The sequence below is a fragment of the Acidisoma sibiricum genome (assembly GCF_057837225.1).
Genome location: NZ_CM174445.1, coordinates 937,172 through 962,967 on the forward strand (window position 1 = coordinate 937,172; position 25,796 = coordinate 962,967).

Annotated in this window: 23 protein-coding genes; 6 read left to right on the top strand and 17 right to left on the bottom strand. The window is 66.0% G+C overall.

The window, feature by feature from the left end; genetic code table 11:
- Nucleotides 1–21: 21 nt before the first annotated feature.
- Together AC3G7M_RS04495 and AC3G7M_RS04500 are read left to right on the top strand one after the other, a co-directional pair.
- A complete protein-coding gene (locus AC3G7M_RS04495) occupies nt 22–1,692 on the top strand; it encodes a formate--tetrahydrofolate ligase (RefSeq protein ID WP_489215958.1) in 1,671 nt (556 codons plus the stop codon).
- Nucleotides 1,693–1,746: 54 nt separating this feature from the next.
- Nucleotides 1,747–2,685, top strand: a complete 939-nt coding sequence (locus AC3G7M_RS04500; RefSeq protein ID WP_489214515.1) for a Gfo/Idh/MocA family protein — start codon at nt 1,747–1,749, stop codon at nt 2,683–2,685.
- A gap of 52 nt (nt 2,686–2,737) precedes the next feature.
- On the opposite strand, the gene holA is transcribed toward AC3G7M_RS04500, so the two are convergent.
- The 6 genes from holA to AC3G7M_RS04530 form a co-directional block, all read right to left on the bottom strand.
- Entirely contained in the window at nt 2,738–3,751 is a 1,014-nt protein-coding gene (holA, locus tag AC3G7M_RS04505) for a DNA polymerase III subunit delta (protein WP_489214516.1), read from the bottom strand.
- 43 nt (nt 3,752–3,794) lie between these two features.
- The gene (gene lptE / locus AC3G7M_RS04510; RefSeq protein ID WP_489214517.1) at nt 3,795–4,379 is read right to left on the bottom strand and encodes an LPS assembly lipoprotein LptE; all 585 of its coding nucleotides are present in this window, start codon (nt 4,377–4,379) and stop codon (nt 3,795–3,797) included.
- A gap of 6 nt (nt 4,380–4,385) precedes the next feature.
- Nucleotides 4,386–7,001, bottom strand: a complete 2,616-nt coding sequence (leuS, locus tag AC3G7M_RS04515; RefSeq protein ID WP_489214518.1) for a leucine--tRNA ligase — start codon at nt 6,999–7,001, stop codon at nt 4,386–4,388.
- Nucleotides 7,002–7,125: 124 nt separating this feature from the next.
- Complete coding sequence (locus AC3G7M_RS04520; protein WP_489214519.1) at nt 7,126–7,620, bottom strand: DUF3576 domain-containing protein; 495 nt, start codon at nt 7,618–7,620, stop codon at nt 7,126–7,128.
- A gap of 231 nt (nt 7,621–7,851) precedes the next feature.
- Complete coding sequence (locus AC3G7M_RS04525) at nt 7,852–9,117, bottom strand: hypothetical protein (protein WP_489214520.1); 1,266 nt, start codon at nt 9,115–9,117, stop codon at nt 7,852–7,854.
- Nucleotides 9,118–9,534: 417 nt separating this feature from the next.
- On the bottom strand, nt 9,535–10,779 hold the full coding sequence (locus AC3G7M_RS04530) for a porin (RefSeq protein WP_489214521.1): 1,245 nt from the start codon (nt 10,777–10,779) through the stop codon (nt 9,535–9,537).
- A 333-nt stretch (nt 10,780–11,112) separates the two neighbouring features.
- On the opposite strand from AC3G7M_RS04530, the gene AC3G7M_RS04535 reads away from it, so the two are divergent.
- From AC3G7M_RS04535 to AC3G7M_RS04545, 3 genes are read left to right on the top strand one after another with little or no spacing between them, the layout of a single operon-like run.
- The gene (locus tag AC3G7M_RS04535) at nt 11,113–11,850 is read left to right on the top strand and encodes a YggS family pyridoxal phosphate-dependent enzyme (protein ID WP_489214522.1); all 738 of its coding nucleotides are present in this window, start codon (nt 11,113–11,115) and stop codon (nt 11,848–11,850) included.
- Complete coding sequence (locus AC3G7M_RS04540) at nt 11,828–12,397, top strand: Smr/MutS family protein (protein ID WP_489214523.1); 570 nt, start codon at nt 11,828–11,830, stop codon at nt 12,395–12,397. The genes AC3G7M_RS04535 and AC3G7M_RS04540 overlap by 23 nt, the downstream gene beginning before the upstream one ends.
- Nucleotides 12,394–12,795 (top strand): helix-turn-helix domain-containing protein, encoded by a 402-nt coding sequence (locus AC3G7M_RS04545; RefSeq protein ID WP_489214524.1) that lies wholly within the window; start codon nt 12,394–12,396, stop codon nt 12,793–12,795. The genes AC3G7M_RS04540 and AC3G7M_RS04545 overlap by 4 nt, the downstream gene beginning before the upstream one ends.
- A gap of 6 nt (nt 12,796–12,801) precedes the next feature.
- Here the strand turns inward: AC3G7M_RS04545 and AC3G7M_RS04550 are convergent, their stop codons facing one another.
- The 3 genes from AC3G7M_RS04550 to cysK form a co-directional block, all read right to left on the bottom strand.
- Nucleotides 12,802–14,085, bottom strand: coding sequence for a leucine-rich repeat-containing protein kinase family protein (locus AC3G7M_RS04550; RefSeq protein WP_489214525.1), 1,284 nt, complete (start codon nt 14,083–14,085; stop codon nt 12,802–12,804).
- Nucleotides 14,086–14,258: 173 nt separating this feature from the next.
- Entirely contained in the window at nt 14,259–14,477 is a 219-nt protein-coding gene (locus AC3G7M_RS04555; protein WP_489214526.1) for a DUF1127 domain-containing protein, read from the bottom strand.
- 145 nt (nt 14,478–14,622) lie between these two features.
- A complete protein-coding gene (cysK, locus tag AC3G7M_RS04560) occupies nt 14,623–15,573 on the bottom strand; it encodes a cysteine synthase A (protein ID WP_489214527.1) in 951 nt (316 codons plus the stop codon).
- A 157-nt stretch (nt 15,574–15,730) separates the two neighbouring features.
- Between cysK and AC3G7M_RS04565 the strand changes: the two genes are divergently transcribed.
- On the top strand, nt 15,731–16,183 hold the full coding sequence (locus AC3G7M_RS04565) for an RrF2 family transcriptional regulator (protein WP_489214528.1): 453 nt from the start codon (nt 15,731–15,733) through the stop codon (nt 16,181–16,183).
- 17 nt (nt 16,184–16,200) lie between these two features.
- Here AC3G7M_RS04565 and sufU read toward each other — a convergent pair whose 3' ends face one another.
- The 8 genes from sufU to smc all read right to left on the bottom strand — a co-directional run bounded on the left by sufU (nt 16,201) and on the right by smc (nt 25,790).
- Entirely contained in the window at nt 16,201–16,656 is a 456-nt protein-coding gene (gene sufU, locus AC3G7M_RS04570) for a Fe-S cluster assembly sulfur transfer protein SufU (protein WP_489214529.1), read from the bottom strand.
- Nucleotides 16,653–18,197 carry a UxaA family hydrolase gene (locus AC3G7M_RS04575; RefSeq protein WP_489214530.1) on the bottom strand — a complete coding sequence of 515 codons (1,545 nt, stop codon included), beginning with the start codon at nt 18,195–18,197 and terminating at the stop codon, nt 16,653–16,655. The genes sufU and AC3G7M_RS04575 overlap by 4 nt, the downstream gene beginning before the upstream one ends.
- Before the next feature lie 163 nt (nt 18,198–18,360).
- The gene (locus tag AC3G7M_RS04580; RefSeq protein ID WP_489214531.1) at nt 18,361–18,990 is read right to left on the bottom strand and encodes a hypothetical protein; all 630 of its coding nucleotides are present in this window, start codon (nt 18,988–18,990) and stop codon (nt 18,361–18,363) included.
- A 20-nt stretch (nt 18,991–19,010) separates the two neighbouring features.
- Nucleotides 19,011–20,354, bottom strand: coding sequence for an acetyl-CoA carboxylase biotin carboxylase subunit (gene accC / locus AC3G7M_RS04585; protein ID WP_489214532.1), 1,344 nt, complete (start codon nt 20,352–20,354; stop codon nt 19,011–19,013).
- Between the two features lie 5 nt (nt 20,355–20,359).
- Nucleotides 20,360–20,830: an acetyl-CoA carboxylase biotin carboxyl carrier protein gene (gene accB, locus AC3G7M_RS04590; protein ID WP_489214533.1), complete on the bottom strand. Its 471-nt coding sequence runs from the start codon at nt 20,828–20,830 to the stop codon at nt 20,360–20,362.
- A complete protein-coding gene (gene aroQ, locus AC3G7M_RS04595; protein ID WP_489214534.1) occupies nt 20,827–21,276 on the bottom strand; it encodes a type II 3-dehydroquinate dehydratase in 450 nt (149 codons plus the stop codon). Before aroQ ends, accB begins: the two co-directional genes overlap by 4 nt.
- An 85-nt stretch (nt 21,277–21,361) precedes the next feature.
- A complete protein-coding gene (locus tag AC3G7M_RS04600; RefSeq protein ID WP_489214535.1) occupies nt 21,362–22,213 on the bottom strand; it encodes a malonic semialdehyde reductase in 852 nt (283 codons plus the stop codon).
- Between the two features lie 103 nt (nt 22,214–22,316).
- A complete protein-coding gene (gene smc, locus AC3G7M_RS04605; RefSeq protein ID WP_489214536.1) occupies nt 22,317–25,790 on the bottom strand; it encodes a chromosome segregation protein SMC in 3,474 nt (1,157 codons plus the stop codon).
- Nucleotides 25,791–25,796 lie beyond the last annotated feature (6 nt).

Below are 25,796 nucleotides of genomic sequence, written 5' to 3' on the forward strand. Positions count from 1 at the left end.
AGAGGAGACGACAGCATGAGCATCGGTCACGACGAAGCCATCGCGCGCGCCACGGTCCTCCGTCCGATTACGGACATCGCCGCGCGTGCCGGAATTCCCGAGGCGTCGCTGGAACTCTATGGCCGCCTGAAGGCCAAGGTCTCGCTCGACTTCGTGGCTGAGATGGCGTCCCGGCCGGAGGGCGCCCTGGTGCTGGTCAGCGGCATCAGCCCGACGCCGGCGGGCGAAGGCAAGACGACGACGACGATCGGCCTGGGCGACGCGCTGAACCAGCTCGGCACCAGGACCATGATCTGCCTGCGCGAGCCCAGTCTCGGGCCCTGTTTCGGCGTCAAGGGCGGCGCCACTGGCGGCGGCCGCGCCCAGGTCGGGCCCATGGACCAGATCAACCTGCATTTCACCGGCGATTTCCACGCCATCACGGCCGCCCATAACCTGCTCGCCGCGATGCTCGACAATTCGCTGTTCTGGGACAATCCGCTGGGCATCGATCCGCGCCGCATCCGCTGGCGCCGCGCGCTGGATATGAACGACCGCGCGCTGCGGTCCATCGTCGACGGGCTGGGCGGCGTCTCCAACGGCGCCCCGCGTGAGGACGGGTTCGACATCACCGTCGCGTCCGAAGTCATGGCGATTTTCTGTCTCGCCCGTGACTTGGACGATTTGCAGCAGCGGCTCGGCCGTATCGTGGTCGCGGAGCAGCGCGACGGCACCGCGGTGACGGCACGCGACCTCAAGGCCGATGGTGCGATGGCGGCGCTGCTGCGTGATGCGCTGGCACCGAACCTGGTGCAGACCCTGGAAGGCTCGCCCGCTTTGGTCCATGGCGGGCCTTTCGCCAATATCGCCCATGGCTGCAATTCGGTGATCGCAACGCGCCTCGGCCTGCGCCTGGCCGATGTGGTGGTCACCGAGGCCGGTTTCGGCGCCGACCTTGGCGGCGAGAAATTCCTGGATATCAAATGCCGGCAGGCCGGGCTGAAGCCTGCCTGCAGCGTCGTGGTCGCGACCATCCGCGCTTTGAAGATGCATGGCGGAGTCGCCAAGGATGCGCTGGGCGCCCCCGATATCGGCGCGGTCCTGGCGGGGGCTGCCAACCTGCTGCGCCATGTTGGGAATATGCAGAAATTCGGTCTGCCGGTGGTCGTGGCGCTGAACCACTTCACCAGCGATACGCCGGAGGAAGTGCAGGCGCTGACCGATCTGCTGGCGCCGCTGGGCGTGACGCTGGTGCCCTGCACGCATTGGGCCGATGGCGGCGCGGGGGCGCTGGATCTGGCCCGCGCCGTCCGCGCGCGCATCGCGGAAGGCAAGGCTGATTTCGCGCCGATCTATCCCGATGCGCTGAGCCTGGTGGGCAAGATCGAAACCGTGGCGCGGGAGATTTACGGCGCGGCGGGGATTGATCTGGCACCGGCGGCCGAGAAGCGTCTGGCGGCAATCACGGCCGCGGGCTTCGGCCATCTGCCGGTCTGTATCGCCAAAACCCAATACAGTTTCAGCGCCGATCCGAAACTGCTCGGCGCGCCGAGCGGCCATCGCCTGCCCGTGCGCGAGGTGCGTCTGGCGGCGGGTGCCGGATTCGTCGTGGTTCTGGCCGGCACCATCATGACCATGCCCGGACTTCCCCGCGTGCCAGCCGCCGAGCGGATCGGACTGGACGCAGAGGGGCGAATCATCGGACTATTCTAGGATAAGACCCGGCCGGGCGAGGCTGCCCGGCCGCAGTTCAAGGGAGACGTCACGGTGAAACACCGCATTGCCATCATCGGCCTGGGCAAGATCGCCATCGATCAGCATGTGCCCTCCATCACGGGCAACGAGAATTTTGAGCTGGCCGCCATCGTCAGCGGCCGTGGCGCCACGGTCCTCGGCCTGCCGACATTCCGCACCCAGGAAGAGCTGTACGCCGCCATGCCGGATGTGACGGCGGTCGCCTTCTGCACGCCGCCTGCCGGTCGCTTCGAGGCGACGCGCACCGCTCTTCTGGCGGGTCGCGACGTGCTGATCGAAAAGCCGCCCTCCGCGACTCTGGGCGAGATCGAAGAGCTTGCCGTCATCGCGGAACAGCAGAAGGCGGTGTTCTTCACGACCTGGCATTCCCGCTTCAACCCGGCGGTGGCGGAAGCCAAGCGCCTGCTGGCGGGCAAGCGCGTGAAACGCCTGCGGGTCGATTGGCGTGAGGATGTCCGCCATTGGCATCCCGGCCAGGCCTGGATCTGGCAGGCCGGCGGCTTCGGCGTGTTCGACCCCGGCAGCAATGCGCTGTCGATCGTGACCGACATCATGCCGGCGCCGATTTTCGTGACCCATGCCCGGCTGGAAGTGCCGTCCAACCGGCAGACGCCGATCGGCGCTGAGATGACTTTCTCTACCCCTGATCCGGTTCCCGGCGCCGACCTCAGCGCCATCTTCGACTGGCGCCAGCAAGGGCCCCAGAGCTGGAATATCACGGTGGAAACGACCGAGGGCCAGCGTCTGGAACTGACCGAAGGCGGTGCCAAGCTGGCGGTGGACAGGACGCCGACCGTGGCCGCGAAATCGGAGGAATATGAGCGGATCTACGACCTGTTTGCCGAGCTGCTGACCGAGCGGAAGTCCCATGTCGATTTCCGGCCGCTGCGCATTCTGGCGGACGCCTATCTCGTCGGCGACCGAGTCGCGGTCGAGCCTTTCGAGGACTGATCGCGCGCCAGATCCTATTCCGCGGGATCGGTTCCGGCCGCTCCCGACGGATCTAGCGACCCTTCAGCCGTGCGGCGCGGCGGGCGATGGCAAGGACGGCGGCATGGGCAATCGCCTCAGCCGGCAGGCCGGTGCGTTTGCATTGCATTTCGGCTTCGCGGAGGGCCAGCTGCACGCTGGCGACCGTCGCTCCCCGCCACAGATCGGCTGCTTCCAGCATGGCGCGTTCGCGGCGGAAGAAGACCGGCGGGCGCAGCGCCTTGACGGCTTCCTGCGCGCTGAGCCCCGTCTCGCGCGCCGCCGCGATGCGGGCAAGCTTGTCCATATGGCCGTGGGCCGCGCGGATCAGCCCGACGGCAGAGGCGCCTTCGGCCAATGCCGCCGCGGCGGCCCGGTCGGCGTCCGCCACAGAACCGCGGGTCGCCGCATAGAGCGCATCTTCGATGGAGAGATCGGCCTGATCGCCGGCGACCGATTGCACGGAGTCGAGATCGACCGTGCCACCTTCGCCTACCAGCAAGGACAGTTTCTCGACCTCGGCGCGGATCATGCCGCGGTCCGAGCCCGCATGCTGTACTAGCCAGTCCAGCGCGTCGGTGGCCACCGCAACCTTCTCGGCGTCGAACAATGCGCGCAGCGTGTTTTTAAGCGCGGGCCCTTCCTCCGCGTAGCAGGCGATGGCGCCGGCATGGGCATCCTTCTCGGCCCAGGCGCGCAGTTTGGAACGCGGGGTCAACTCCCCGGCTTCGAGGATGATGAGCGAGCCCGCCGCGTCCTTGCAGGCGGCGGTGAGGGCGGCGGTCAGACCGTCTGTCGCTTCCCGCACGCGCACCACGCGCCGGCCGCCTGTGAAGGACAGGGCGCTTGCCTCCAGCGTCAGCGTGCCGGGATCGGGCTTGGTGAGTTCGGTGAAGCGAAAAGGATCATCCAGAGCGCCGGCCGCCGCGCGCGCCAGGGTCTCGCCGCGCTCCCGCACCAGGCCGGCATCGGGACCGTAGATCAGGAGCGCCCGCACCCGGCCGGCATCCTTGCAGATAGCTGTGAAATCGCGGGCGTCGAGTTTCATGACTGGGGCAGACTCCGTCCGATAGGACGCGCTCTGAAGCGTATCAGCCTGGCGGCTGGGCCTGCTCGCGCTTGCGCTCCGTCACCGTGAAATAATGCGCGAGCCGGATGACGATCTGGTCGGCCAGCGCCTCGGCCAGGCGCTGGTAGACCGTATTGGTCTCCAATTCCTGTCCGAAGGGCTGGTTGTCGAAGGCGTTCAGACTGTCCGCGGCCTGGGCCGTGCTGCTGATCAGGATCTTATGGTTGGGATCATCCTGGGAGCTGAGCGACCACGGGGCGGTGGCGATGAAGCGTACATAGGTCGTTGTGCTGTCGCCTTGAACACCCAAGGCTACCTGAGCGATATTGAAGGAGACCGACAGGTTGTAGCGGGTCAGGCCGGGCTGCTCGCCGCCTTCCAGCCGCGACTGTAGCGCCTCTTGCAGCAGCTGCCCGGTGCGGTTCGGCAGCACCGGAACCGCGACCAGCCGCAGCTGTGACTGAATGGAGGGGCCCTGCGGCCCATTGCCGAAAGCGTCCGGTGCATAGAGCGGATGCAGGGAGCAGCCGGCGAGCCCGCCCATGATGCCCAGGCCGAGAGCGGCTCCCCCAAGATGCAGAAGGCGGCGGCGGTGGAGCACGCTCATGACCGGTCAGCCTGCAATGACGAAGTTGACGATACGGTCCGGCACATGGACCTTCTTGACGATGCGCTTGCCTTCCAGCAGGCGCGCGACATTGGGCTCGGCTTCGGCGGCGGCGATGACCGCCTCGGCGGCACTGCCGGGTGGAAACTCCACCGTGCCGCGCAGCTTGCCCATGACCTGAACCGCGATGGTCACCGTTTCGGCGACCGTCAGGCTCGGGTCGAAATCCGGCCAGGTTTCATGGGCCACGAGACCGCTTCCGGGATGCAGCAGCGCATTCATGGATTCCGCCAGATGCGGCATCATCGGTGCGGCCAGCCGCGTGACCATGTCCAGCGCCTCGATGCGGGCCGCCGACAGGGACAGATCATCCGCGGCCGCAGCCGCGTCCTTCTCAGCCTCGGTCAGCGCGCCCGCCATTTCATAGAGGCGCGCCACCGCGACATTGAAGCTGAAGCTTTCCAGCGCTTCGGTGACGGCGGCGATGGTGCGATGCGTGACGCGGCGCAGTTTCCGCGCGGCCGGAGACCACGCGGCCGGCGTCTGGACCTGGCCAAGGGACGCGATCGACTCCGCAAGGCGGTAGAGGCGCTGGGTGAAGCGATAGGCACCGGCGACGCCCGATTCCGTCCATTCCATATCGCGCTCGGGCGGATTGTCGGACAGGATGAACCAGCGCGCGGTATCGGCCCCGTAGCGGTCGATGATGGCGCCGGGGTCGATCGTATTGCGCTTGGATTTCGACATCGCCTCGATGCGGCCGACCGTGACCGGCTCATCGGTGCCGGCAACGACGGCGCGGCCATCGGCGCGGTGCTCGACCTCGGTCGGATAGAGCCAGCGGCCATCGGCGCCGCGATAGCTCTCATGCGTCACCATGCCCTGGGTAAAGAGACCCTCGAAAGGTTCCGCGACATCGATCTCGCCGCTCGCCTGCATGGCGCGGGTAAAGAAGCGCGCATAGAGCAGATGCAGAATGGCGTGTTCGATGCCACCGATATACTGGTCGACCGGCATCCAGTAATCAGTCGCTTCACGTGAAACAGGCGCCTGCGCATGCGGGCTGCAGAAGCGCGAAAAATACCAGGAACTATCGACGAAGGTATCGAAGGTATCCGTCTCGCGCACGGCCTTGCCATTGCAACGCGGACAGTTGACGTGTTTCCAGGTCGGATGATGGTCCAGCGGATTGCCCGGACGGTCGAAGGTGACGTCCTCGGGCAGCACGACCGGCAGTTGGTCGACCGGCACCGGCACCGTGCCGCAGTTGTCGCAATGGATCACCGGGATCGGGCAGCCCCAATAGCGCTGGCGGCTGACGCCCCAGTCACGCAGGCGCCAATTGGTCTCACCCTCGCCCCAGCCCATCTCGCGCAGGCGGCCGATGGCGGTGCTTTTGGCCTCGTCGACGCCCAGCCCGTCCAGGAAGTCCGAATTCATCAAGGTGCCGGGACCGGTATAGGCTTCGCCCGCCGGCAGTTCGCCCTGGGCGGGTTTCACCACGGGCGGGATCGGCAATCCGTAGAGGGTGGCGAAATCGTAGTCGCGCTGGTCATGCGCCGGACAGCCGAAGATGGCGCCGGTGCCGTAATCCATGAGCACGAAATTCGCGATCCAGACCGGGATTTCGCGGTCCGGCAGGAAGGGATGGCGCACGGTCAGGCCGGTCGGGAAGCCGCGCTTCTCCGTCGTCTCGATCGCGGCGGCGGTGGTGCCCAGGCGGCGGCATTCGGCGATGAATTCATCGGCTGCGGCATTTTTCGCGCCGATCGCGAGTGCGAGCGGGTGTTCCGGTGCGAGGGCGAGGAAGGACATGCCGAACAGCGTGTCGGGCCGCGTGGTATAGACTTCGACGTCGCTGATATCGCCCTCGGCGGCGGTCAGCGGGAAGCGGATGCGGGCGCCTTCGCTGCGGCCGATCCAATTCGCCTGCATCAGGCGCACGCGCTCGGGCCAGCGGTCGAGATTGTCGAGGGCCGCGAGCAGTTCAGGCGCGAATTTCGTAATGGCGAAGAACCACTGCGACAGCTTCTTCTTTTCGATCAGCGCGCCCGAGCGCCAGCCGCGGCCGTCGATGACCTGCTCATTGGCGAGGACAGTGCCGTCCACCGGGTCCCAGTTGACCCAGCTTTCCTTGCGCTCGACCAGACCGGTCTCGAAAAAGCGCAGGAACAGCTCCTGCTGCTTGCCGTAATATTCCGGCTGGCAGGTGGCGAATTCGCGCGACCAGTCGATCGACAAGCCCATGCGCTGCAATTCACCGCGCATGGTGCGGATATTGGCCCAGGTCCAGGTCGAAGGATGCGTCTTGCGCTCGCGGGCGGCGTTTTCCGCGGGCAGGCCAAAGGCGTCCCAGCCCATCGGGTGCAGCACGTTGAAGCCCCGCGCGCGGCGGTAGCGGGCCACAACATCGCCCAGCGTGTAGTTGCGGACATGGCCCATATGGATCTTCCCCGACGGATAGGGGAACATCTCCAGCACATAATATTTGGGACGCCCGTCGGTCGGCACATCCTCGACGGCGAAACAGCCGTCGTCCGACCAGGCCTGTTGCCAAAGCGGCTCCTGGCTGCGGAAATCATAGCGCGGGGTCTGCGGGTCGATCGCAATGGCGTCAGTCATGGGGGTGTCTATCCGGCACGTCCTGCGGTCCGTCGCGACACACAGGCGATCCTCAGGCGGAAGAAATCAGACAAACGGCCCGGCCATGGTGGTCCGTGTCACGCATGGCCGGCCTGTCCGGTGGCTAATTGGTGGCGGATTGCACGCGCAGCTGGCGCGCGCGGGCGAGTACCTTGTCTTCGATATCCTGGCTGGTGCCGGGGGCGACCTCGGCATCGGTCCATTGGCCGTTCTGTATGACCTGCTTGAACACCGTCACGCGGACGCCATCGGCGCGCAGATCCTGACCCAGGATATAGGCCGTCGCCTTGTAGCGTTCGCCTGCGTCGCCCGGCGGCTGATACCAGTCGGTGATGATGACGCCGCCGAAAGGATCGGCCGAGGCCAGCGGCATGAAGGACAGGGTGTCGAGGGCCCCGCGCCACAGATAGGCATTGACGCCAATCCCGGCGGAGGAACCGCCGCCATTGGCATGCGGGTTCTTGTTGATGCCGAAGGCCAGGCCGTCAGCGCCCAGCAATCCGCCACCCGTATTCTTGAAGCCGGGGCCGACTGTCTGGTCGCCGTTCAGCACAGTGGGGTCCACTGGCGTGACAGGCGCATTTCCGCAGCCAGCCAAAGCAAGCGCACCTGCGAAGGCGGCGGCAGCGATGCCCCTGCTGAGGAAAGAGGAAGTCCTACTCGTCAATTCCATTGAGCCTGCCCGGAGAAAATGCCCGTACCGATGCGCGGGGCTTTGTCTCTACTGCCCATGGCCACGCCTGCCAAGCATCAAGCAGCCCTTACGCATAAAGAAAAGGCGGCGGGACCAGGTCCCGCCGCCTCATTCAAACCCGTCAGAGTGGTCAGATTACCACTGGATCTGGGTGCCGACGCCGAAGAGCTGCGCCTGGACGCGGCTGTCGGTGTTGCCGGCATTGCCGGTGGCGAAGTCATAGCCACCCTGCGAACGCCAGCCGTAGTCATAGTCGACGAACAGGTTGACGCCCGGAACCAGCGTATAGGTGCCACCGAGAGCAAGGCCGTTATTGACCTGCTGACCGGCGGTCAGACCCTGGCTGCTGATCGTAGCGGTGGAACCGGTATCGATGCCGCCCGGAAGATCACCCGTGGTCTGGAAGCGGAAGACGCTGCCGCCGACCGTCAGCGGGCCAGCCGTGTATTGCAGGCCAACCAGGGTGCCGATCGCGGCGCTGCCACCATCGGGCTCAAGCTGGAAGGAGTAGCCGGAGACCTGATTGTAGGCACCATAAACGACGTTGCCGCCGAAGGTGAAGCCCGCGATCGTCGCGGTCGCACCGCCGGAGACGATGCTCAGATCCTTGTAGGAACGGCCGAAATCCTGGGCTTCAGTGCCCGTATAGGCAACCTGGCCAGCGCTCAGGTAGTCAGCGCCGATCTGGATGCCGACCGGACCGAAGGTCTGGGTGTACTGGCCGCCAACGTCGATCAGGTTCTTGGGCTGGCCACCGGTGATCGGGGTCGGGCTGGAGGTCACGGCCGGGCTGTAGTTCTCGGCGGTGTGGTTAGGCTCGAAGCCGACTGCGAACTGGAAGCCCGCGATCGTCGGGGACAGGTAGACGATCTTGTTGGTTTCCTGGCTCAGGCCACCGTTATCGACGAAGGGATAAACGACCTGGGCATTGCCCGGCACGATTGCCGGAAGATCGCCCCACCAGCCGCCATCGTTGAAGCCTTCAAAGGTGCCGGTTTCAAACAGCACGACCGGGCCGTTTTCCTGGCCGAAGCTGACCTGACCGAGCTGGGGCAGACCGAGGTAGCCGTAAGCCTGGTGAACGAACAGCGTCTCGGCGCCGGCCGACTGGCCACCGTTGATGCGGATTTCGGCGGCCGCACCATAGTGCAGGCCGTTGGCGGCGACGCCGTCGAAGCCCGGGAACAGGCGCAGGTAGCCGAGGAAGCTCGTGGTCGAGGTCTTCGTTCCGGTGCTGGGGTTGCTGTCGAGGGACGAGCCTTCAACGCCAGCGTACCAGTTAACGCGGCCGTTCAAACGCACGGTGACCGAGCCGGGAGCGGCAGTCTGAGCCTGGGCGACAGCCACGAGACCCAAAGAGGCGCCCATCGTGGCGACAGTCGCGAGTAGGAGCTTACGCATTAGTTCCTCCTGTTAATGCCGGATTGACCGGCCATCAAAACTTTCGCCCCTACCCAGACACTTGAGATGCGCCAGAAAGGCGGCCTCGGCTCGGAAGTAGCGCGGCAGATAATGGTCATCGGTGCATTCAAACCGCAACGGTGCTCGGGCCAAATGGCGACATTTACGAAACACTGTGGCTGAAAAGACACAAAACTGCACATTTGATGTGGCCGATAAGTTTCGCAAACAGAAAGGCGGCCGGGCAATAAGCCGGCCGCCTTGGTTGGCAGGAGCATAATGGGATCGGGGTACCGGCGGCCCGGCATGCTGCGGGATGCGAAACCTGAAGGCCGCGCCTTAAGGTTTAGGCAAAGAAAAAGGCGGCCGGCATTGCTGCCGGCCGCCTTTCAGGCATCAGAGCCTGTCGGTCTGGGATTACCAGTAGAGCCAGGTGCCGAGCGCGAAGACCTGCGCCTGCACCTTGTTGTTGGCGGCGCCGGCGGCACCAGAGACGAAGTTGTAACCACCCTGCCAGCGGGTGCCGTAGAGGTAGGAGGCGAAGAGCTTCACGCCCGGAACCACGATATAGGTGGCGCCGGCGGCGAGACCGGTTTCGTCGCGCTCGCCTTCAGTCTTCGGGCTCGAGTAGTCACCCTGGCTCTTGTAGTTGAAGTAGCTGGCACCGACCGTCAGCTGGCCCGTGGTGTACAGGCCACCGGCGAGCCAGCCGAGGGCATTGGCGCCGCCCTGGTAATTCGGCTCGAACTGGCCGTTCATATTGCCGAATTTGGTGTTGCCGCCGACGGTGAAGCCCGCAAAGCTCACCGTGGCACCAGCGCTGCCGACACTCAGGCCCTGGTAGGGCAGGCCCGTTTTGGCGGTGCCGGTGTAGCTCACCGCACCCGCATTCATGTAGCCGCCGTCAACCACCAGGCCGACGCCGTTATATTTCAGCTTATAGGTGGTGCCGACTTCAAAGGTGTTGCGACGCAGGTCGGTGGCCGTGTCGGAGGAGGTCACGGCCGGGGAGTAGTTCTCAGCGGTCTGGTTGGGCTCGAAGCTGACAGCAAAGCTCAGGCCGCTGAAGGACGGCGTGATATAGTCGATCTTGTCCGTGGTGCGGGTGCTGTTGCTCCAGGTCCAGGCATAGATCGGACGTTCGTTGCTATTGACGAAGAAGTTCTGGGTATCGCCGTTCCAGCCGCCGTCGTCGAAGGCTTCCTTGCCGCTTTCAAAGCGGCCGGCATCGTTCAGATACAGCGCGCCTTCCTGCTGGCCGAAGCGCACGAGGCCGAGCTGGGGCAGGCCGAGATAGCCGAAGTCGCGGAGGACATAGAGGGTCTCGGTGCTGGCGCTGGTGCCAGGGCTGGTCGCGGTGTTTTCGCGGATTTCAGCCTGAGCACCGTATTGCAGACCGTTGGCGGCAACGCCGTCAAAACCCGGATAGAGGCGGATATAGCCGGCCATCCCGGAGCCGGAATACTTGGTGCCTTTAACGCTCTGGCCGTCGAAGCCACTGACGCCATACCATTCGGAAACGCGGCCATCCAGGCGCACGACGACCGAGCCGGGCGAGATCGACTTGGTGAAGTCAGGGCTTGAAACCTGAGCCTGAGCCGCGCCTGCGAGGCCGAGTGCGGCCGTCAGCGTCGCGGCGCCGGCCAGAAGAAACTGTCGCATCGAAGAGGTATCCTCCGGTTGAAAGACCGCAACCACGCGAGGGCTGCGGGAACGGCCGCCACGCTTGTCGGCCAAAAGCACTTTTTGCACTGCACAACCCGGCTGTTCAGTCGGATTGTGTAACAGTGCGACCTAAAATAGGAATACGTATTTAATGCACGAATACTAACAGGACTAAAGCGAAAACCACTTTCAGACATAAATGTCACAGCGGTGTGTGGGCTCAGTACCACAGGCGATTGTCGGCTGCGTGTTAAGGTTCCAAGACAACGGAACATTTGCGCTGCGCCGCGACGCTTGACCCCCGTCCCCGGTTGAGAGGATTCTTCTGCCATGGCCCCAGACCTCTCCGATCCTGATTTCGAGCCGCAGAGCCGCGCGATCCTGGCCGCGCTGGCGCGCGTCCGTGGCGAGCTTGACGCGGCCGCGACAGCGGCAGGGCGCGATGCCGCCGCCATTAACCTCGTGGCTGTCTCGAAGTTTCATCCGCAGGCGGCCGTGCGCGCGGCCCTGCAGGCGGGGCAGCGCGTCTTCGGGGAAAACCGCGTGCAGGAGGCCCGGGCCAAATTCGCAGCCCTGCGGGCCGAGGGCGTGGATTTCCGGCTGCATATCATCGGTGCGCTGCAGACCAACAAGGCGCGCGATGCGGTGCGGATCGCCGATGTCATCGAAACCCTGGACCGGCCCAGGCTCGCGGAGGCCATCGCCGATGCCGCCGAACGGGAGGGCCGTCTGCCGGCGCTTTTCGTGCAGGTCAATGTCGGCGACGAGGCGCAGAAAGGCGGAGTCGCGACTGCCGAGGCCGATGTCTTCATCGAGTCGATCCGCAAACGCTTCGGCGACAGGCTGCTCGGGCTGATGTGCATTCCCCCCGCCGATGCCGCTCCCGCTCCCTATTTCCTCTGGCTGCAAGCCTGTGCCGCGCGTCACGGCCTGGCCGAACTCTCCATGGGCATGTCGGGTGACTTCGCCCAGGCCATCGCCTGCGGCGCCACGGAAATACGCGTCGGCTCCGCCATCTTCGGCCATCGCCCTGCAGGACCGGCCGATGCCCCCCCGCCGTCTCTCTGACAAGGAGCGCACCGAGTGGCTGAGCTTTACCCATTCCATGGGCACCAAGCCGATGCGCCCGGCCGAGATGCGGGCCATGGCCGAGGTCCAGGCGCAGGCGGCAGCGGCCAAGGCTGATCTCGCCGCCAAAACCGCGCCTGCGGGCGCGATTCCGGCGGCGCGCCCGGCAGCCCGGCCAAAGAAAAAAATCCCAGAGGTTGAGGTCGGCAAGCTCGCCGGGGGTCTGGACGGCGCGTCCTGGAACCGGCTGCGCCGCGGTCGCATGCGCCCCGAGCGGGTGCTGGACCTGCATGGCCGCACGGTGCAGACCGCTTTTGCGGCTTTCGAGCATTTTATCCTGACGGCGCGCGCCGACGGCTTGCGCTGCGTCGAAATCGTCACCGGCCGGGGCGCGGGCGAAGGCGGCGTCCTGCGGCGGGAATTGCCGCATTGGCTCAATCTGCCGCAGGTGCGCCATGCCATCCTGGCCGCCGTTCATCCGCATCGCGCCAATGTCGGTGCGGTCGTGCTGCTGCTGCGGCGCGTGCGCGATGTGGGGCCGCCGTGACGCCCTTCGGCGCCCGGCTCCGCTCGCTCAGGACCGCGCGGCAGGTCACCCTGGCGCAGCTCGCCGCCCAGCTTCAGGTCTCGCCCGCCTATCTCTCGGCGCTGGAACATGGCCGTCGTGGCCGGCCCAGCGTCGGGCTGGTGCATCAGGTCTGCGAGTTTTTCGGTCTTATCTGGGACGATGCCGAGGACCTGGCGCGGCTGGCCAAACTCTCCCATCCCCGCGTCACCGTAAATACGGCCGGCCTATTGCCCGAGCAGACGGCGCTGGCGAACAGGCTGGCCCAGACGATCCATACGCTGTCGCCCGAGACGGTCGCGGCCATGCATGCGCTGCTGGATGCGACCGCACCCTTGCCCAAGCCGCGTCTGCGCCGGCGGGCGAATTCCCGCTCTTAGCCCGGTTTATAAACGGGCGAGTTGGGCGCAGACCGCGTCCATCAGCGGGCGCGCGGTCGGGTTCGGCTGCTGACAGTCGTCAGCAAGCGCCTGGAGCGCACGAAAGCCGCCGGCGCAGCGGCCCGCGATTTCGGCGGCCAGAATGCCCCAGGCGCGGATATCGATGCGCTGCAATGCGCGGCTGTCGGCCGCCTGCGGATAAAAGCCTGCGGCGCCGAAATCGCTTAGTACGGCATGGCCCAGGGTCCCGTCCCACAGGATGTTATGGGCATAAAGATCACCATGGATCAGTCCCTGCGCATGCAGATGGCGGGTCGCCTCGGCGATGCCCCGGGCCAGCCGCAGCGCGGTGTCCTGCGTCAGGGTCAAGGCCGGATCGTAGACATCGCGGGAACAGGTGGCGAAACTCGGCGGGGCCGCCAAAGGCTGCCAGGATGCAGGCAGCAGCGGCATCACCAGGCCTTCCGTCCCGTCCAGATGGCCGGTGATCGCGCCCAGCGGCGCGGTGAGATTGGCGTGGCGGCCGATCGCCAGCATCGCCGCCATCTCATCCAGGGCCGCGCCGTCGCTCGTCATCTGCCCTTTGAAGAGCTTTACGGCGACAGGCTGGACCGTGCCATCGTCCGCCTGCCACAGCATGCGATGGACGACGCCCGAGGCGCCTTCGCCGAGCACGGCCTCCGGCGCAAGTGCGGCCCAGGGAATCTGGCGATGGCGGCCGGCCGGCCGCGGCGCATCATAGGGATTGCCCGCAACCGCCAGCCAGGCGAGGCGCGGCAGATCCGTGATCCAGCCCGGCCAGACCGCGACGCGGTTGGCGGAGATGCGCAGCAGTTCAAGATTCTGGGCCTTGCCCAGGCTGTGCGGCAGATGGCTCAGCCGGTTGCCGGAGAGCAGCAGTTTCTGCAGGCGGGGACGGTCTCCAATCGCGTCGGGGAGTTCGGCAATCGCATTGTCGGTGACGGTCAGCCAGCGCAGCGCGGGCGGCAGTGCTTCGGCGGGGATCGCGCTGATGCCGGCATTGCGGCAGCCGATTTGACTGAGCGTCTCGCAATCGCCGAGGGCTGGCGGCAGCGTCGCAAACCGGTTGCCCGAGCCGAAAAAGATCCGCAGCCGGTGAAGGCGCGAGAGATCAGACGGAAGAGTGGTCAGGTGATTGCCCGACAGGTCGAGCATCTCCAGCGTATCGGCGAGGCCGAAAATCTCGTGGGGAAATTCCGTCAGTCCGGCGTTCAGACTGAGGCTGCGCGCGCCTGCCAAATCACCACGACGGAGGGCGGAGAGGCTCATGGCCGCAATGATGTGCGGCAAAGATCAGAAACGAATGGCTCGACGCGGTCCAGCATGATGCTGGCCTTAGCGGAGCGCAAGCGCAGGGCGCAAGCCGGTCGGATAGCGAAGCCTGTCACGCTCTCGCCTGGCTGACCCTGTGCGGATCAGCCAAGCCGCGAGGAGCGTGACAGTTAGCGGCGGTAGGCGCCGGTCGCGATGGCCGGGATGTCGAAGCGGCTGAAGCCCAGCTCGGCGAGTTCGTCGTCGGAATAGGTCGAGAGTTCACGGGCAATGCGGCGGCGCTCGTTCACGACGGCCATACGGGCCTCGAAGCGGGCGCGCAGACCCTGGATGCCTTCGGCCACGGCGCGGGAAACAGACCGGTTATGGGAGTGAGTAAGAGTAGTCATCGTGATGCTCCTCAGCATTTGTTCTGAGGCGCAACATAAGCGCAATTCTCCCGGCGATCTATTGCGCAATGCAGCAAACAGGCATGCAGTTCCGTCACATGTTCGTTATAACGATGATGAACTCCCTAAGATTTGCGGAAAATGGCTATAACCCGTTGAAAAGATTTGTCGAAAGATAACGCTCGGCGGAGGAAGCGGCGATCGCCACGATCAGCTTGCCCTTATTGGCGGGTTCGCGGGCGAGCAAAATCGCGGCCGCGAGCGTCGCACCCGAGGAAATGCCGATCGGAATCCCCTCCAGCCGGGCACAGAGCCGGGCAGTTTTCATGGCGTCGCGTTCCGAAATCGGCATCACCCGATCAACCAGGCTCATATCGAGGATGGAGGGGCAGAAGCCGGGACCGATGCCCTGGATTTCATGCGGTCCGGGATCGTCGCCCGAAAGCACGGCGCTTTCCGCCGGTTCCACCGCGACCGTCTGGAAGGTGGGGCGGCGCGGCTTCAGCGCCCGCGCGATGCCGGTGATGGTGCCGCCGGTGCCGGTGCCGGCGACCAGCATATCGATCTCGCCGCCGGTATCAGTCCACAATTCCTCGGCCGTGGTCAGCGCGTGAATCTCGGGATTGGCCGGGTTGTCGAACTGCCGGGCCATCCAGGCATCCTGCGAGCCCGAGACGATGGCGTCCGCCCGGCTGATGGCGCCCGCCATGCCCTCCCGCGCGGGGGTCAGTTCGACAGTCGCCCCCATCAGGCGCAGCATCTTCTGCCGTTCGATGGAGGCCGAATCCGGCATGATAACAGTCAGGCGATAGCCTTTGGCCGCGGCCACGAAGGCGAGCGCGATGCCCGTATTGCCCGAGGTCGGTTCCACGATATGGCCGATGCCGGGAATGAGCAGGCCTTCGCGCTCGGCCTGTTCGACCATGGCGAGGCCGATACGGTCTTTGACCGAGCCGAGCGGGTTGAGATATTCGAGCTTCAGCAACAGTTCGGCATTCAGACGCTCATGCTCGATGAAGCGGCCCAGACGCACCAGGGGCGTACCGCCGATCGCATCCAGAATGCTGCCAAAAATGCGTCCGCGGGCCTCCGCCATCGGGTGGTGCTGCGGGACGGGGGGCACCGTTGTGTTTTTCTCAGACGAATTTTTCGTTCGTTTCGCTGAAGCCTCTACTTTTGTCGCCCTCATCAGCCTATATAACCCTCGGTAGAAGTGAATTTATCTGACCTGCGAGTCGGATGGGGAAAAGCCCATGCTCATGCGTCGTGAACGTGCCTATACCGCTGTGGCGGTGATGCTGGATATAGGCTGGTATGCCGGAAGGCAGCGTTTGGAAAGTGCCGGCGATATCGCCGATCGCCTGTCCATGGCGCGGCGCGGCATCGAGCCGGTTTTGCAGGGCCTGGCGCGCGCAGGCCTGCTGGACAGCACCCGTGGTCCGAAGGGCGGCTATCGCCTGGGCAAAAGCGCCCGGCAGATCACGCTGGCCGAGATCGTCGATGCCGTCACCGGTGACGGCAGTGATCCGGCCGAGACGGAAGCCGGCGGCGAGTTGCAGTCCGCGGTGGTTGAGCCACTGTGGACCGAGCTGGAACAGCATGTGCAGACGCATCTGAAAAGCGTCACGCTGGAAGCGCTCATTCAGCGCGGCCAGGGCCAGGGACTGAAGCGCCCGGCGCATGCGCCGATCGTCTTCGCGATCTGACGGCAGGCGTCGCAGCACTAGTGCGGCTGGGCGGCGGCGGCCGCGGCTGCCTGCCAGCCGAGCAGGGCGCATGAGATGCGGGATGGCGTGGTCTCCAGCGGCGCGAAGATGGCCAGCGGGCCGATTACGCTGTCAGGCGGAATGATCTCGCCCCTGCGGAGCGCGTTTTCAAACGCGCCGGCCGCCTCTGCGATGGCACTGCGGTTCAGCCCCGGGATGATCTCGGCCATCAGGTCGCTCGCTGCGATGCAGATGGCGCAGGCGCGGGCCCGGTAGCCGACGGCGGAGACGCGGCCGTCATCGGTGAAATCCAGCTGGACCAGAATGCGGTCACCGCAGAGCGGATTGCGCGCCTCGGCTTCCACCGCCGCGGCCTCAAGCCGACGCTGATGCCGCGGGCGGCGCGCCCGATCCAGGATCGTCGCCTGATAGATATCCTCGGCGGTCGTCTGGAGCGGGGCTGCTGCCGTCAAACGGTGGCGCCCAGCTGCCAGGGGGCGAATTCGTCATCCCCAAAGCCGATTTCCTCGCTCTTGGTGCGCTGACCCGAAGCGATCGCCAGGATCGTTTCAAAAATGCGCTGGCCGCATTCCTCCACCGTCTCGATACCGTCGGCGATGGTGCCGCAATTGATATCCATGTCATCGGGCTGGCGCTCATAGAGCGGGGTATTGGTGGCGAGCTTGAGGGACGGCGTGGGCTTGCAGCCGAAGACCGAGCCGCGGCCGGTGGTGAAGCACAGAACATTGCAGCCGCCCGCGATCTGGCCTGTGGCCGAGACCGGATCGAAGCCGGGCCCGTCCATGATGACCAGACCCTTCTCCGTCACCGGCTCGGCATAGCCCACGACATCGACGAGATTGGTGGAACCCGCCTTGGCGACCGCACCGAGCGACTTTTCGACGATATTGGTGAGGCCGCCGGCCTTGTTGCCGGGCGAGGGGTTGTTGTCGATCTCGCCGCCGTTGCGGCGGGTATACTCGACCCACCATTCCAGCCGGTCGAGCAGCTTTTGGCCGATCGCGGGGCTGACCGCGCGCCGGGTGAGAAGGTGCTCGGCGCCATAGATCTCGGTCGTCTCCGTCAGCACCACCGTGCCGCCGTGCCGCACGATGAGGTCTGAGGCGAAGCCCAGCGCCGGATTGGCGGTAAGACCCGAGAAACTGTCCGATCCGCCGCATTGCAGCGCCACATTCAGATGCGAGGCCGGCACCGTCACCCGCTGCACCGCATTGGCTTCCGGCAGCATGGATTTGATCTTCTCGATCCCGGCTTCGACCGTTTTGCGGGCGCCGCCACTTTCCTGAATGACCATGGTGGCCAGCTTGCTGCTGGCCTGGATGCCCCGGCTTTGCATGATCGGGCCGATCTGGTTGGTCTCGCAGCCGAGGCCAATGACGAGGACGGCGGCGAAATTCACATGCTGCGCGTAGCCCGCGATGGTACGGCGAAGCGTCTCCATGCCCTCGCCGGCGATCGCCATGCCGCAGCCGGTCTTGTGTGTCAGCGCCACGACGCCGTCGATATTCGGATAATCGGCGAGCAGCCCGTTATCACCGGTGAAGGGATTGCGGCGGAAGGCTTCCGCGACATAGCGGGCGGTGCCTGCGGAACAGTTCACCGAGGTCAGGATGCCGATGTAGTTGCGGGTGGCGACGCGGCCGTCCGCCCGGATGATCCCCTCAAAGGTCGCCTGCGGCTGGATATAGTCGGTGGGCCGCGCATCGACGCCGAAAGCGTGGTCGCGGGCGAAGTCATGGATCTCGCAATTCTGCACATGGACATGATCGCCCGGCGCGATATCCATCTTGGCGAAGCCGATGACCTGGCCGTAGCGGAGGATGGGCTCGCCCTTCGGGATCGCGCGCAGCGCCATCTTGTGGCCGCGCGGAATACGGCTGCCCGCGGTCAGGCCCCGGTCGGGCAGGGTCGTGCCCTGGGGAATTTCGATACGCGCGATGACGACATTGTCGAGCGCGTTGAGATGCATGGTGGACGACAGCGTATTCAGCATAATTCCCAATCCCCCAGCCCCTTGTGAGAGGCTGCTCATCTTATTTTTACGGGCGGAGCCCGCTCAGAGGCCGCATATTCGGGCTTATTCTTGCGCCTTCGCCCAGGGCCGCGCTACCCACAATTCGCTGTTCGAGCTTGGCGAATTGCGAATGGTCGGACGATCAGGGCGCGGAATCCGGCGGGGTGCCGAGCACGGCGCCAGTATAGTTTTCGATGACCTGGGATATGGGACGGCCGTCCGGCAATGTCAGCAGGCCGACATTGCGCAGCACATGATCGGGGATGGCGAGCGGTCCTGTCGCCGGGCTTGTGTCCGGGTTCCACAGCCGGTCGCTGCTGATCGTCTGACGCTGAAAATGCAGGCTGCGCACCGCCAGGCCGAAGGGTGTCTCGGTATGCTCCAGCAGGCCGTTCATCATAGGCGTCAGCCGGTCCGGCACATACCAGTTATCGGCATCCGACAGGATGACATCGCCGCAGAAAAGCTGGACCCGGCGATAGCCGAGCGCCTCGCCGGCCTGCAGCATGAGATTGTGGCGCACGCTCTCTGGCGCGTCTTTCGGCGCGCCCAGGACGCGGTGGGCGACGATCTTGGCAACGGTCGCAATGTGGTACGCGGCGCACCAGCGCTCCAGCACCAGCGTGGCGCTGGGCTCGTCGCGCAGCGCCTGCTGGAGACGGTCCAGGCGGTTTTGCGCCTCGGCGCGGTTCTGCCGCGTGTCAGGCCAGATCAGAGACGGGTCAGCGGCGGCCATGACGGGCTGGAGCGAAAGGCCGAGGACGATCAGCACAGCGCGCCATGGCCGTTGTCTCACGTTTGGCTGGAGACGAATTTTTCGAGCCAATGGATCGTGTAGTCGCCTGACTGGAAGGTGGGATCGTCCAGAATCTTCCGGTGCAGCGGCAGCGTCGTCTTCACGCCGATGACCACGAATTCGTCGATCGCCCGGCGCATCCGGGCGATGGCCTGGGCGCGGTCCGGCGCATGCACGATGAGCTTGGCAATCATCGAATCGTAGTAGGGCGGAACCCGGTAGCCGCCATAGAGCGCGCTGTCGACGCGCACGCCCAGGCCGCCGGGCGCGTGATAGGTGGTGATCAGCCCCGGATTGGGGATGAAGGTCTCGGGGTCTTCCGCCGTGACGCGAACTTCGATCGCATGGCCGGAGAATTTCACCGCAGACTGGTCGTAGCCCAGCGGCTCACCGGCCGCGATGCGGATCTGTTCGCGCACCAGATCGACATTGCAGACCATCTCCGTCACCGGATGCTCGACCTGCAGGCGGGTGTTCATTTCGATGAAGGCGAACTGACCGTCCTGATAGAGGAATTCCAGCGTGCCGGCATTGCGGTAGCCAAGGCCCTTCAGCGCCGTCGTCACCGTCTCGCCCAGCGCGTCGCGATCGGCCGCCGTCAGCGCGGGCGAGCCCGCCTCTTCCAGAAGCTTCTGGTGGCGGCGCTGCAGCGAGCAGTCGCGTTCGCCGAAATGCACGACATTGCCGAAGGAATCGGCCAGGATCTGCATCTCGATATGGCGTGGCCGGTCGAGATACTTCTCCATGTAGACGGCGTCATTGCCGAAGGCAGCCTTGGACTCGGTACGCGCGACCTGCCAGGCTTCCGCGAGTTCGTCTGCGCTCAGCGCGACCTTCATGCCGCGCCCGCCGCCGCCGGCGGCGGCCTTGATGAGCACGGGATAGCCGATCCGCTCGGCGACTTCGGCCGCTTCCGCGAGTGTGGCGAGCGCCCCGTCGGACCCCGGCACCAACGGCACGCCCAGGCGCTTCATGGCGTCCTTGGCAGCGATTTTGTCGCCCATCATGGTGATATGGGCGGGCGAAGGCCCGATGAAGGCGATGCCGTGAGCCTCCACGATTTCCGCGAAATTCGCATTCTCGCTGAGAAAGCCGTAGCCGGGATGGATCGCGTCGGCGCCGGTAATGGCGGCGGCCGAGAGAATGGCCGGGATATTCAGGTAGCTGTCGCGCGCGGCCGGCGGTCCGATGCAGACGCTTTCATCCGCGAGCCGCACATGCATGGCGTCGGCATCGGCCGTGGAATGCACGGCGACGGACGCGATGCCCATTTCGCGGCAGGCGCGCTGCACGCGCAGCGCGATTTCGCCGCGGTTCGCGATGAGGATTTTCTTGATCATCTGTGTCAGTCCAGAATCAGCAAGACTTCGCCGAACTCCACCGGTGTTCCGCTGCCGACGATGACGCGGGACACCGTGCCGGCGCGGGTTGCCTTGATCTGATTGAAGGTCTTCATCGCTTCGATCAGCAGCAGGGTCTGGCCGATTTCGACGCGCTGGCCGACGGCGACGAAATTCGGGCTCTCGGGATCGGGCGACAGATAGGCGACGCCGACCATCGGGCTGGTGACGGCACCGGGATGGCTGGAATCATGCGCGGGTGCGGCAACCGGGGCGGGGGCCGCCACGGCGGCGACGGGGGCGGCTGCCGGTGCGGCGGCCGTTGGTGCGCCAAGCGCGTAGCTGACGGAAGGGGCGGCGCGCACGATGCGGATGCGGCGGTCCTTTTCCGAAATCTCGATCTCGCTCAGACCCGTTTCGTCGAGAATGGCCGCAAGCTCGCGAATATCCTCTGGGTCAAATGACATCCGGTTCATAGCCCGCCCTCCAGAATCCGTGCCATTGCGGTCAGACCCAGGGCGTAGCCATGTGTTCCGAAACCGCACAGCACACCCGTTGCAATCTTTGAGATGTAAGAGTGATGCCGAAATTGCTCGCGGCGGTGAATATTAGAAATATGAACTTCGACGACCGGCAGCTCGGCTGACAACAGCGCATCCATCAGAGAGATGGAGGTATGGCTCAGCCCCGCCGGGTTGATGACAATGCCGCTGGCGCGGCCACGGCATTCCTGCACCCAGGAGATCAGCTCGCCTTCGCTATTGGTCTGCCGGAAATCGATCGCGAGGCCCAGCCCTTCGGCGGTCTCGGCGCACAGCTGCTCGACATCGTCCAGCGTCGCCGAACCATAGACGTCGGGCTGACGCAGGCCGAGCATATTGAGATTGGGACCGTTCAGAACGGCGATCAGAGGCAGGCTCATGGAACGGGGGCTAGCATAGGCCAGGGGCGGGGCCAATGCCTAAGACCGCCGCACGAGGCCGATGGCATGGCGCGCTGCCATGACATCAGATGACCTCGCAGCTTTCTTCAAACATCAGACGGGTGTTGCGCGGCGTCTCCACCGGCGCGGCATAGCCGAGGCTGAGCAGGAAATTCGACCGCCAGCCCCGCCCATCCAGGAACAGCGCATCGACCCGCGCATTGTCGAAGCCGGACATCGGCCAGCAATCAAGGCCGAGCAGGCGCGCTGCGATGATCAGATAGCCGCCTTGCAGGCTGCTGTTGCGCATGGCGGTTTCCTGGGAAAAATCGTCGTTCCAGGCAAACCAGGGGCGCGCATCGGCCTGCGGGTAGAGGCGGGCCAGGAAATCATAGAAGGACGGGTCGAAGGCGACGATCACTGTCACCGGAGCCTTCATGACCGCATCGACATTGGCGGGGGTCAGTGCCGTGCGCAGCCGCTCCTTCGCTTCGGGGCTGCGGACGAAGACCAGGCGCATGGGGGAGCTATTGGCCGAGGTGGGCCCGAGCTTCACGAGATCATAAAGGTGACGGTAGGTCTCTTCGTCGATCTCACGCTCGGTCCAGGCATGGGGGGTGCGGGCGTCCAGAAAGGCGCGCGCCAGTTCCGGGCTTTCCAGGTCATAGGGGAAGGTTTTGGGCGGCGGCGGTTCTGCGATCTCGGCCGCGACGATCTCCGTCTCGGTCAGAACCAGCGTGTCGGTCATCCCGAGGTCAGACGCCGTGACCGCGTCCGTCTCAGCCTGCGGCACCTCAGCCGGATGCACGGCATCCGCATGAAGGGCCTCTGCCGGATGCGCGTCAGCTGGGGGCGCCTCAACCGAGGGCGCCTGAGCCGGGACCTGCGGCGCGTGTTCGGCGGTCAGCTTTTCGTTTGTCTCAGTCACGTCCGTCATTCGCCCGATCCCCAAACCTTAAGCGGCCGGAACTGATAGCACGCGCCCCGATCCGATCAACGTCTGTGGTAGGGACGTCACTCCGCCGCCATGCGCAATTTGACTATTCGGCCGCCATGCGCGGCGGGGGCGGCTCCGTCATGGCGACGGCGCGGTTGAGGTCGACCGACAGCAGGCGGGAGACGCCGCGCTCCATCATGGTCACACCATAAAGCCGGTCCATGCGCGCCATGGTGTGGTGATGATGGGTCACCACCAGGAAGCGCGTGCCGGTCTCGCGCACGACCTCGTTGAGCAAAGTGCAGAGCCGCTCGACATTCGCATCATCCAGCGGCGCATCGACCTCATCCAGCACCGCGAGCGGCGCGGGGTTGCTGCGGAAGACCGCAAAGATCAGGGAAAGCGCCGTCAGCGCCTGCTCCCCACCTGACAGCAGCGACAGGGTCGAGAGCTTCTTGCCCAAAGGCTGGGCGTAAATCTCAAGCCCGGCTTCCAGCGGATCGTCAGAGCCCACCAGCGCCAGATGGGCACGGCCGCCGCCGAACATGCGCGCGTAGAAAGCCTGGAAATTCTTGTCGATTTCCGCAAAGGCGGCCGACAGCCGTTCGCGGCCTTCGCGGTTGAGATGGCCGACCGAGCCGCGCAGCTTGGCGATGGCCGCGACCAGATCGCCCTTTTCGCTGTCGATGAGGTCGATCTGACGCTTGATCTCATCCGATTCGATGTCAGCGCGCAGGTTCACGGGGCCCATTTCGTCCCGTTCCTTGGTCAGCTTCTCAAACCGGCGGCGGGCCTTGTCCTCATTCTCCTGGCTTGGCTCGACCGTGATTTCCGGGAAGTCGGGGCTGGCGCCCAGGCGTTCCAGGATGCGTTCGGCGACCGTGCCCCAGGCGTGATTCGCCTGTTCCACGGCACTTTCGGCGCGGACGAGGTTTTCGCGCGTCAGCGCCTGGGCGGTTTCGGCGGCGCGCGACGCCTTCTCGGCGGCACGGGCTTCGTCTTCGGCAGTCTTCAGGCGGAGGGCCGCTGTCTTATGCACGGCCTCGGCCTCGGCCAGTTCGCCGGTCTGCGCGGCACGCGCCGTCGCCAGGCGCTCGGGCTCGGCGGCCAGCGCTGCATGCGCGGTCGCGGCCTCCTGCCGCCGCTGCTCGAGATCGGCGATATGGGTTTTGGCGGCTTCTGCCCGTTCCGCCCAGCCCTGCCGCTCCTGCGCGAGCGCCTGGCGGCGCTGGGCGCGGGTGGTGCGATCCCGCATCAGCCCGTCATGCCGGGCGCGGCTGTCGCTCTCTTCGCGGCGGGCCAGCTGTAAGGCGCTGCGCGCGGCTTCGACCTCGGCGCGCATGGCCGATAGATCGGGCAGGTTGGCGGCTTCTTCGCGAATGGCCGCCAGTGCCGCCTCGGCCTCGGTTTTTTCGGGTTGCGCGGCATCGAGTTGGGACACGACGCCCGCAAGCCGGGCTTCGGCGGCGGCGGCACGGGTTGCGAGTGCTGCTGCGGTAGTGCGCAGCCGCTCGGCCGCCTGGTCGGCGTCGCGGCGGGCCTGGCGGGCGGCCTGTTCTTCCGCGACGGTCGCGCGGTCCGCCGTCTGGGCGGCTTCCTGCGCGGCACGAGCTTCGGCTGCGGTCTGGTCGGCAGCGGCACCGTCTTCGCGCAACCGGCGCAGGCGGTTGCGCTGGGTCAGGCGCACGGTCGCGGCCGTCGGCGTGCCGGCCTTCACGGTGTAGCCGTCCCAGCGCCAGACGCCGCCCTGTTCCGAGACGATGACCTGGCCGGGTTGCAATTGCGCCTGAAGTCCGGGCGCGGCGTCCGCCGGGGCGAGCAGGATATGGGCCAGCGCGCGGGCCAGGGCCGGCGGTCCCTGAACCATCTCGCCCAGCGGCGTGCAGCCGTCGGGGACGGCGGCACTCTGTGCCACCGGCGGCAATTCGCGCCAGTAGCGTGCGGCTTCGCGGGCGGCCGAGGCGCTGAGTTCTTCGCCAAAAGCCGCACCAAGGGCCGCTTCCAAGCCCGCCGGCACGGTCAGTTCATCGACCAGCTGCGGGCCGCCCTGGGTGCCGCCCACGCTCAACACTTCGTTCAAGGCGCGGATTTCGGCGCGCAGCTTGGTGGAAGCCGCCTCTGCCGTATTGGCCTGTTCGCGGGCGCGGGTCAGCGCGCTTTGCGCCGTGACGCGGGCCTTCTCGGCTGCTTCCAGCCGGGTCGCAGCTTCGCGGCGTGCAGCCTCGGCGACGTCGGCCGCTTCTTTCGCCTCGGCGAGCTTGTCCGGCGCGATCAGGTCCTGCGCCAGGCGGTCCCGCTCGATGGTCAGTCTGGCGACCTGCTCCCCTACACGACGGGCGCGCTGCTCGGCCTGGGACAGGCGGCCGGTGAGCGCCTGGGCGGTCGCGGTCAGCGCCGCATTGCGCTCGGTCGCGGCCTGGGCGGCAGCCTCGGCCGCGCGGGCGGCTTCGGCGGCTTTCGTCATGGCCGTCACCGCTTCGGCGAGCCTGGCTTCGGCCTCCGCCTCGGCGCCCGCAAGGGTCGCATCTTCCGCGCCAAGGCGCGCTTCCGCCTCGGCCGCATCGCGCATCATGCCTTCGGCACGGCCCAGATCGCGCATCGCCTGTTCCAGACGCTGGGAAGCGCCGGCGATGGCCGCATTCGCCCGCGCTTCCTCGGCGGCCAGCTGTTCATGGGCGACGCGGTGGCGTTCCAGCGCCGTGCGGGCTTCGGCTTCGGCTTCGCGCAGAGCGGGCAGAATGTCATGGCCGGTGCCATGCGCCTGGGCGGCGGCGCGATTGGCGGCGGCGGCTTCTTCAGCCTTGATTTGGGCCTCTTCCAAAGCCAGGCGGGCGGTTTCGCGGGCGCGTTCCACCCGCAGATGCTGGATGGCCAGGAATTCGGCTTCGCTCGCGCGGATCAGGCCGGAAATATTGCGGTAGCGCGCCGCCTGGCGGGCCTGGCGCTGCAGGGCCTGCAGCTGGATTTCAACCTGCCCGCGCATATCCTCGGCACGCTGCAGATTGGCTTCCGTCGCGCGGAGTTTCAGCTCTGCCTCATGCCGGCGGGCGGAGAGGCCAGCGATGCCGGCGGCTTCTTCCAGGATCTGCCGCCGGTCTTCCGGCTTGGCATTGACGATGGCGGCGACGCGGCCCTGGCCCACCATCGCGCAGCTGCGGGCGCCGCTCGCCATATCGGCGAACAGCGTCTGCACGTCGCGGGCGCGCATTTCACGCCCGTTGATGCGATAGCCGCTGCCCGAGCCGCGCTCGATCTTGCGGGTAATCTCCAGCTCCGCCTGCTCATGCAGCGGCGGCGGAATGATGCCGAGGGCATCCTCCAGCGTGACGGTCACTTCCGCCATATTGCGGGAGGGGCGCGTCGTGGTGCCGGCGAAGATGATGTCATCCATCTCGCCGCCACGCAGAGAGCGGGCATTGCCCTCGCCCATCGCCCATCGCAAAGCATCGACGATATTGGATTTGCCGCAGCCGTTCGGACCGATGATGCCGGTCAGGCCGGGCAGGATCTCAAGGCTGGTCGAATCGGCGAAGCTTTTAAACCCCGCGATGCGTAGACGGGCGAGCCGGGCGGCCAAGCGGGA

Bases quoted from the DNA above. Each gene is read 5' to 3' on its own strand.
- holA (WP_489214516.1), bottom strand. From the start codon at position 3,751: ATGAAACTCGACGCCCGCGATTTCACAGCTATCTGCAAGGATGCCGGC.
- lptE (WP_489214517.1), bottom strand. From the start codon at position 4,379: ATGAGCGTGCTCCACCGCCGCCGCCTTCTGCATCTTGGGGGAGCCGCT.
- leuS (WP_489214518.1), bottom strand. From the start codon at position 7,001: ATGACTGACGCCATTGCGATCGACCCGCAGACCCCGCGCTATGATTTC.
- AC3G7M_RS04525 (WP_489214520.1), bottom strand. From the start codon at position 9,117: ATGCGTAAGCTCCTACTCGCGACTGTCGCCACGATGGGCGCCTCTTTG.
- AC3G7M_RS04530 (WP_489214521.1), bottom strand. From the start codon at position 10,779: ATGCGACAGTTTCTTCTGGCCGGCGCCGCGACGCTGACGGCCGCACTC.
- AC3G7M_RS04535 (WP_489214522.1), top strand. From the start codon at position 11,113: ATGGCCCCAGACCTCTCCGATCCTGATTTCGAGCCGCAGAGCCGCGCG.
- AC3G7M_RS04540 (WP_489214523.1), top strand. From the start codon at position 11,828: ATGCCCCCCCGCCGTCTCTCTGACAAGGAGCGCACCGAGTGGCTGAGC.
- AC3G7M_RS04550 (WP_489214525.1), bottom strand. From the start codon at position 14,085: ATGAGCCTCTCCGCCCTCCGTCGTGGTGATTTGGCAGGCGCGCGCAGC.
- AC3G7M_RS04555 (WP_489214526.1), bottom strand. From the start codon at position 14,477: ATGACTACTCTTACTCACTCCCATAACCGGTCTGTTTCCCGCGCCGTG.
- cysK (WP_489214527.1), bottom strand. From the start codon at position 15,573: ATGGCGGAGGCCCGCGGACGCATTTTTGGCAGCATTCTGGATGCGATC.
- AC3G7M_RS04565 (WP_489214528.1), top strand. From the start codon at position 15,731: ATGCTCATGCGTCGTGAACGTGCCTATACCGCTGTGGCGGTGATGCTG.
- AC3G7M_RS04575 (WP_489214530.1), bottom strand. From the start codon at position 18,197: ATGCTGAATACGCTGTCGTCCACCATGCATCTCAACGCGCTCGACAAT.
- accC (WP_489214532.1), bottom strand. From the start codon at position 20,354: ATGATCAAGAAAATCCTCATCGCGAACCGCGGCGAAATCGCGCTGCGC.
- accB (WP_489214533.1), bottom strand. From the start codon at position 20,830: ATGAACCGGATGTCATTTGACCCAGAGGATATTCGCGAGCTTGCGGCC.
- aroQ (WP_489214534.1), bottom strand. From the start codon at position 21,276: ATGAGCCTGCCTCTGATCGCCGTTCTGAACGGTCCCAATCTCAATATG.
- AC3G7M_RS04600 (WP_489214535.1), bottom strand. From the start codon at position 22,213: ATGACGGACGTGACTGAGACAAACGAAAAGCTGACCGCCGAACACGCG.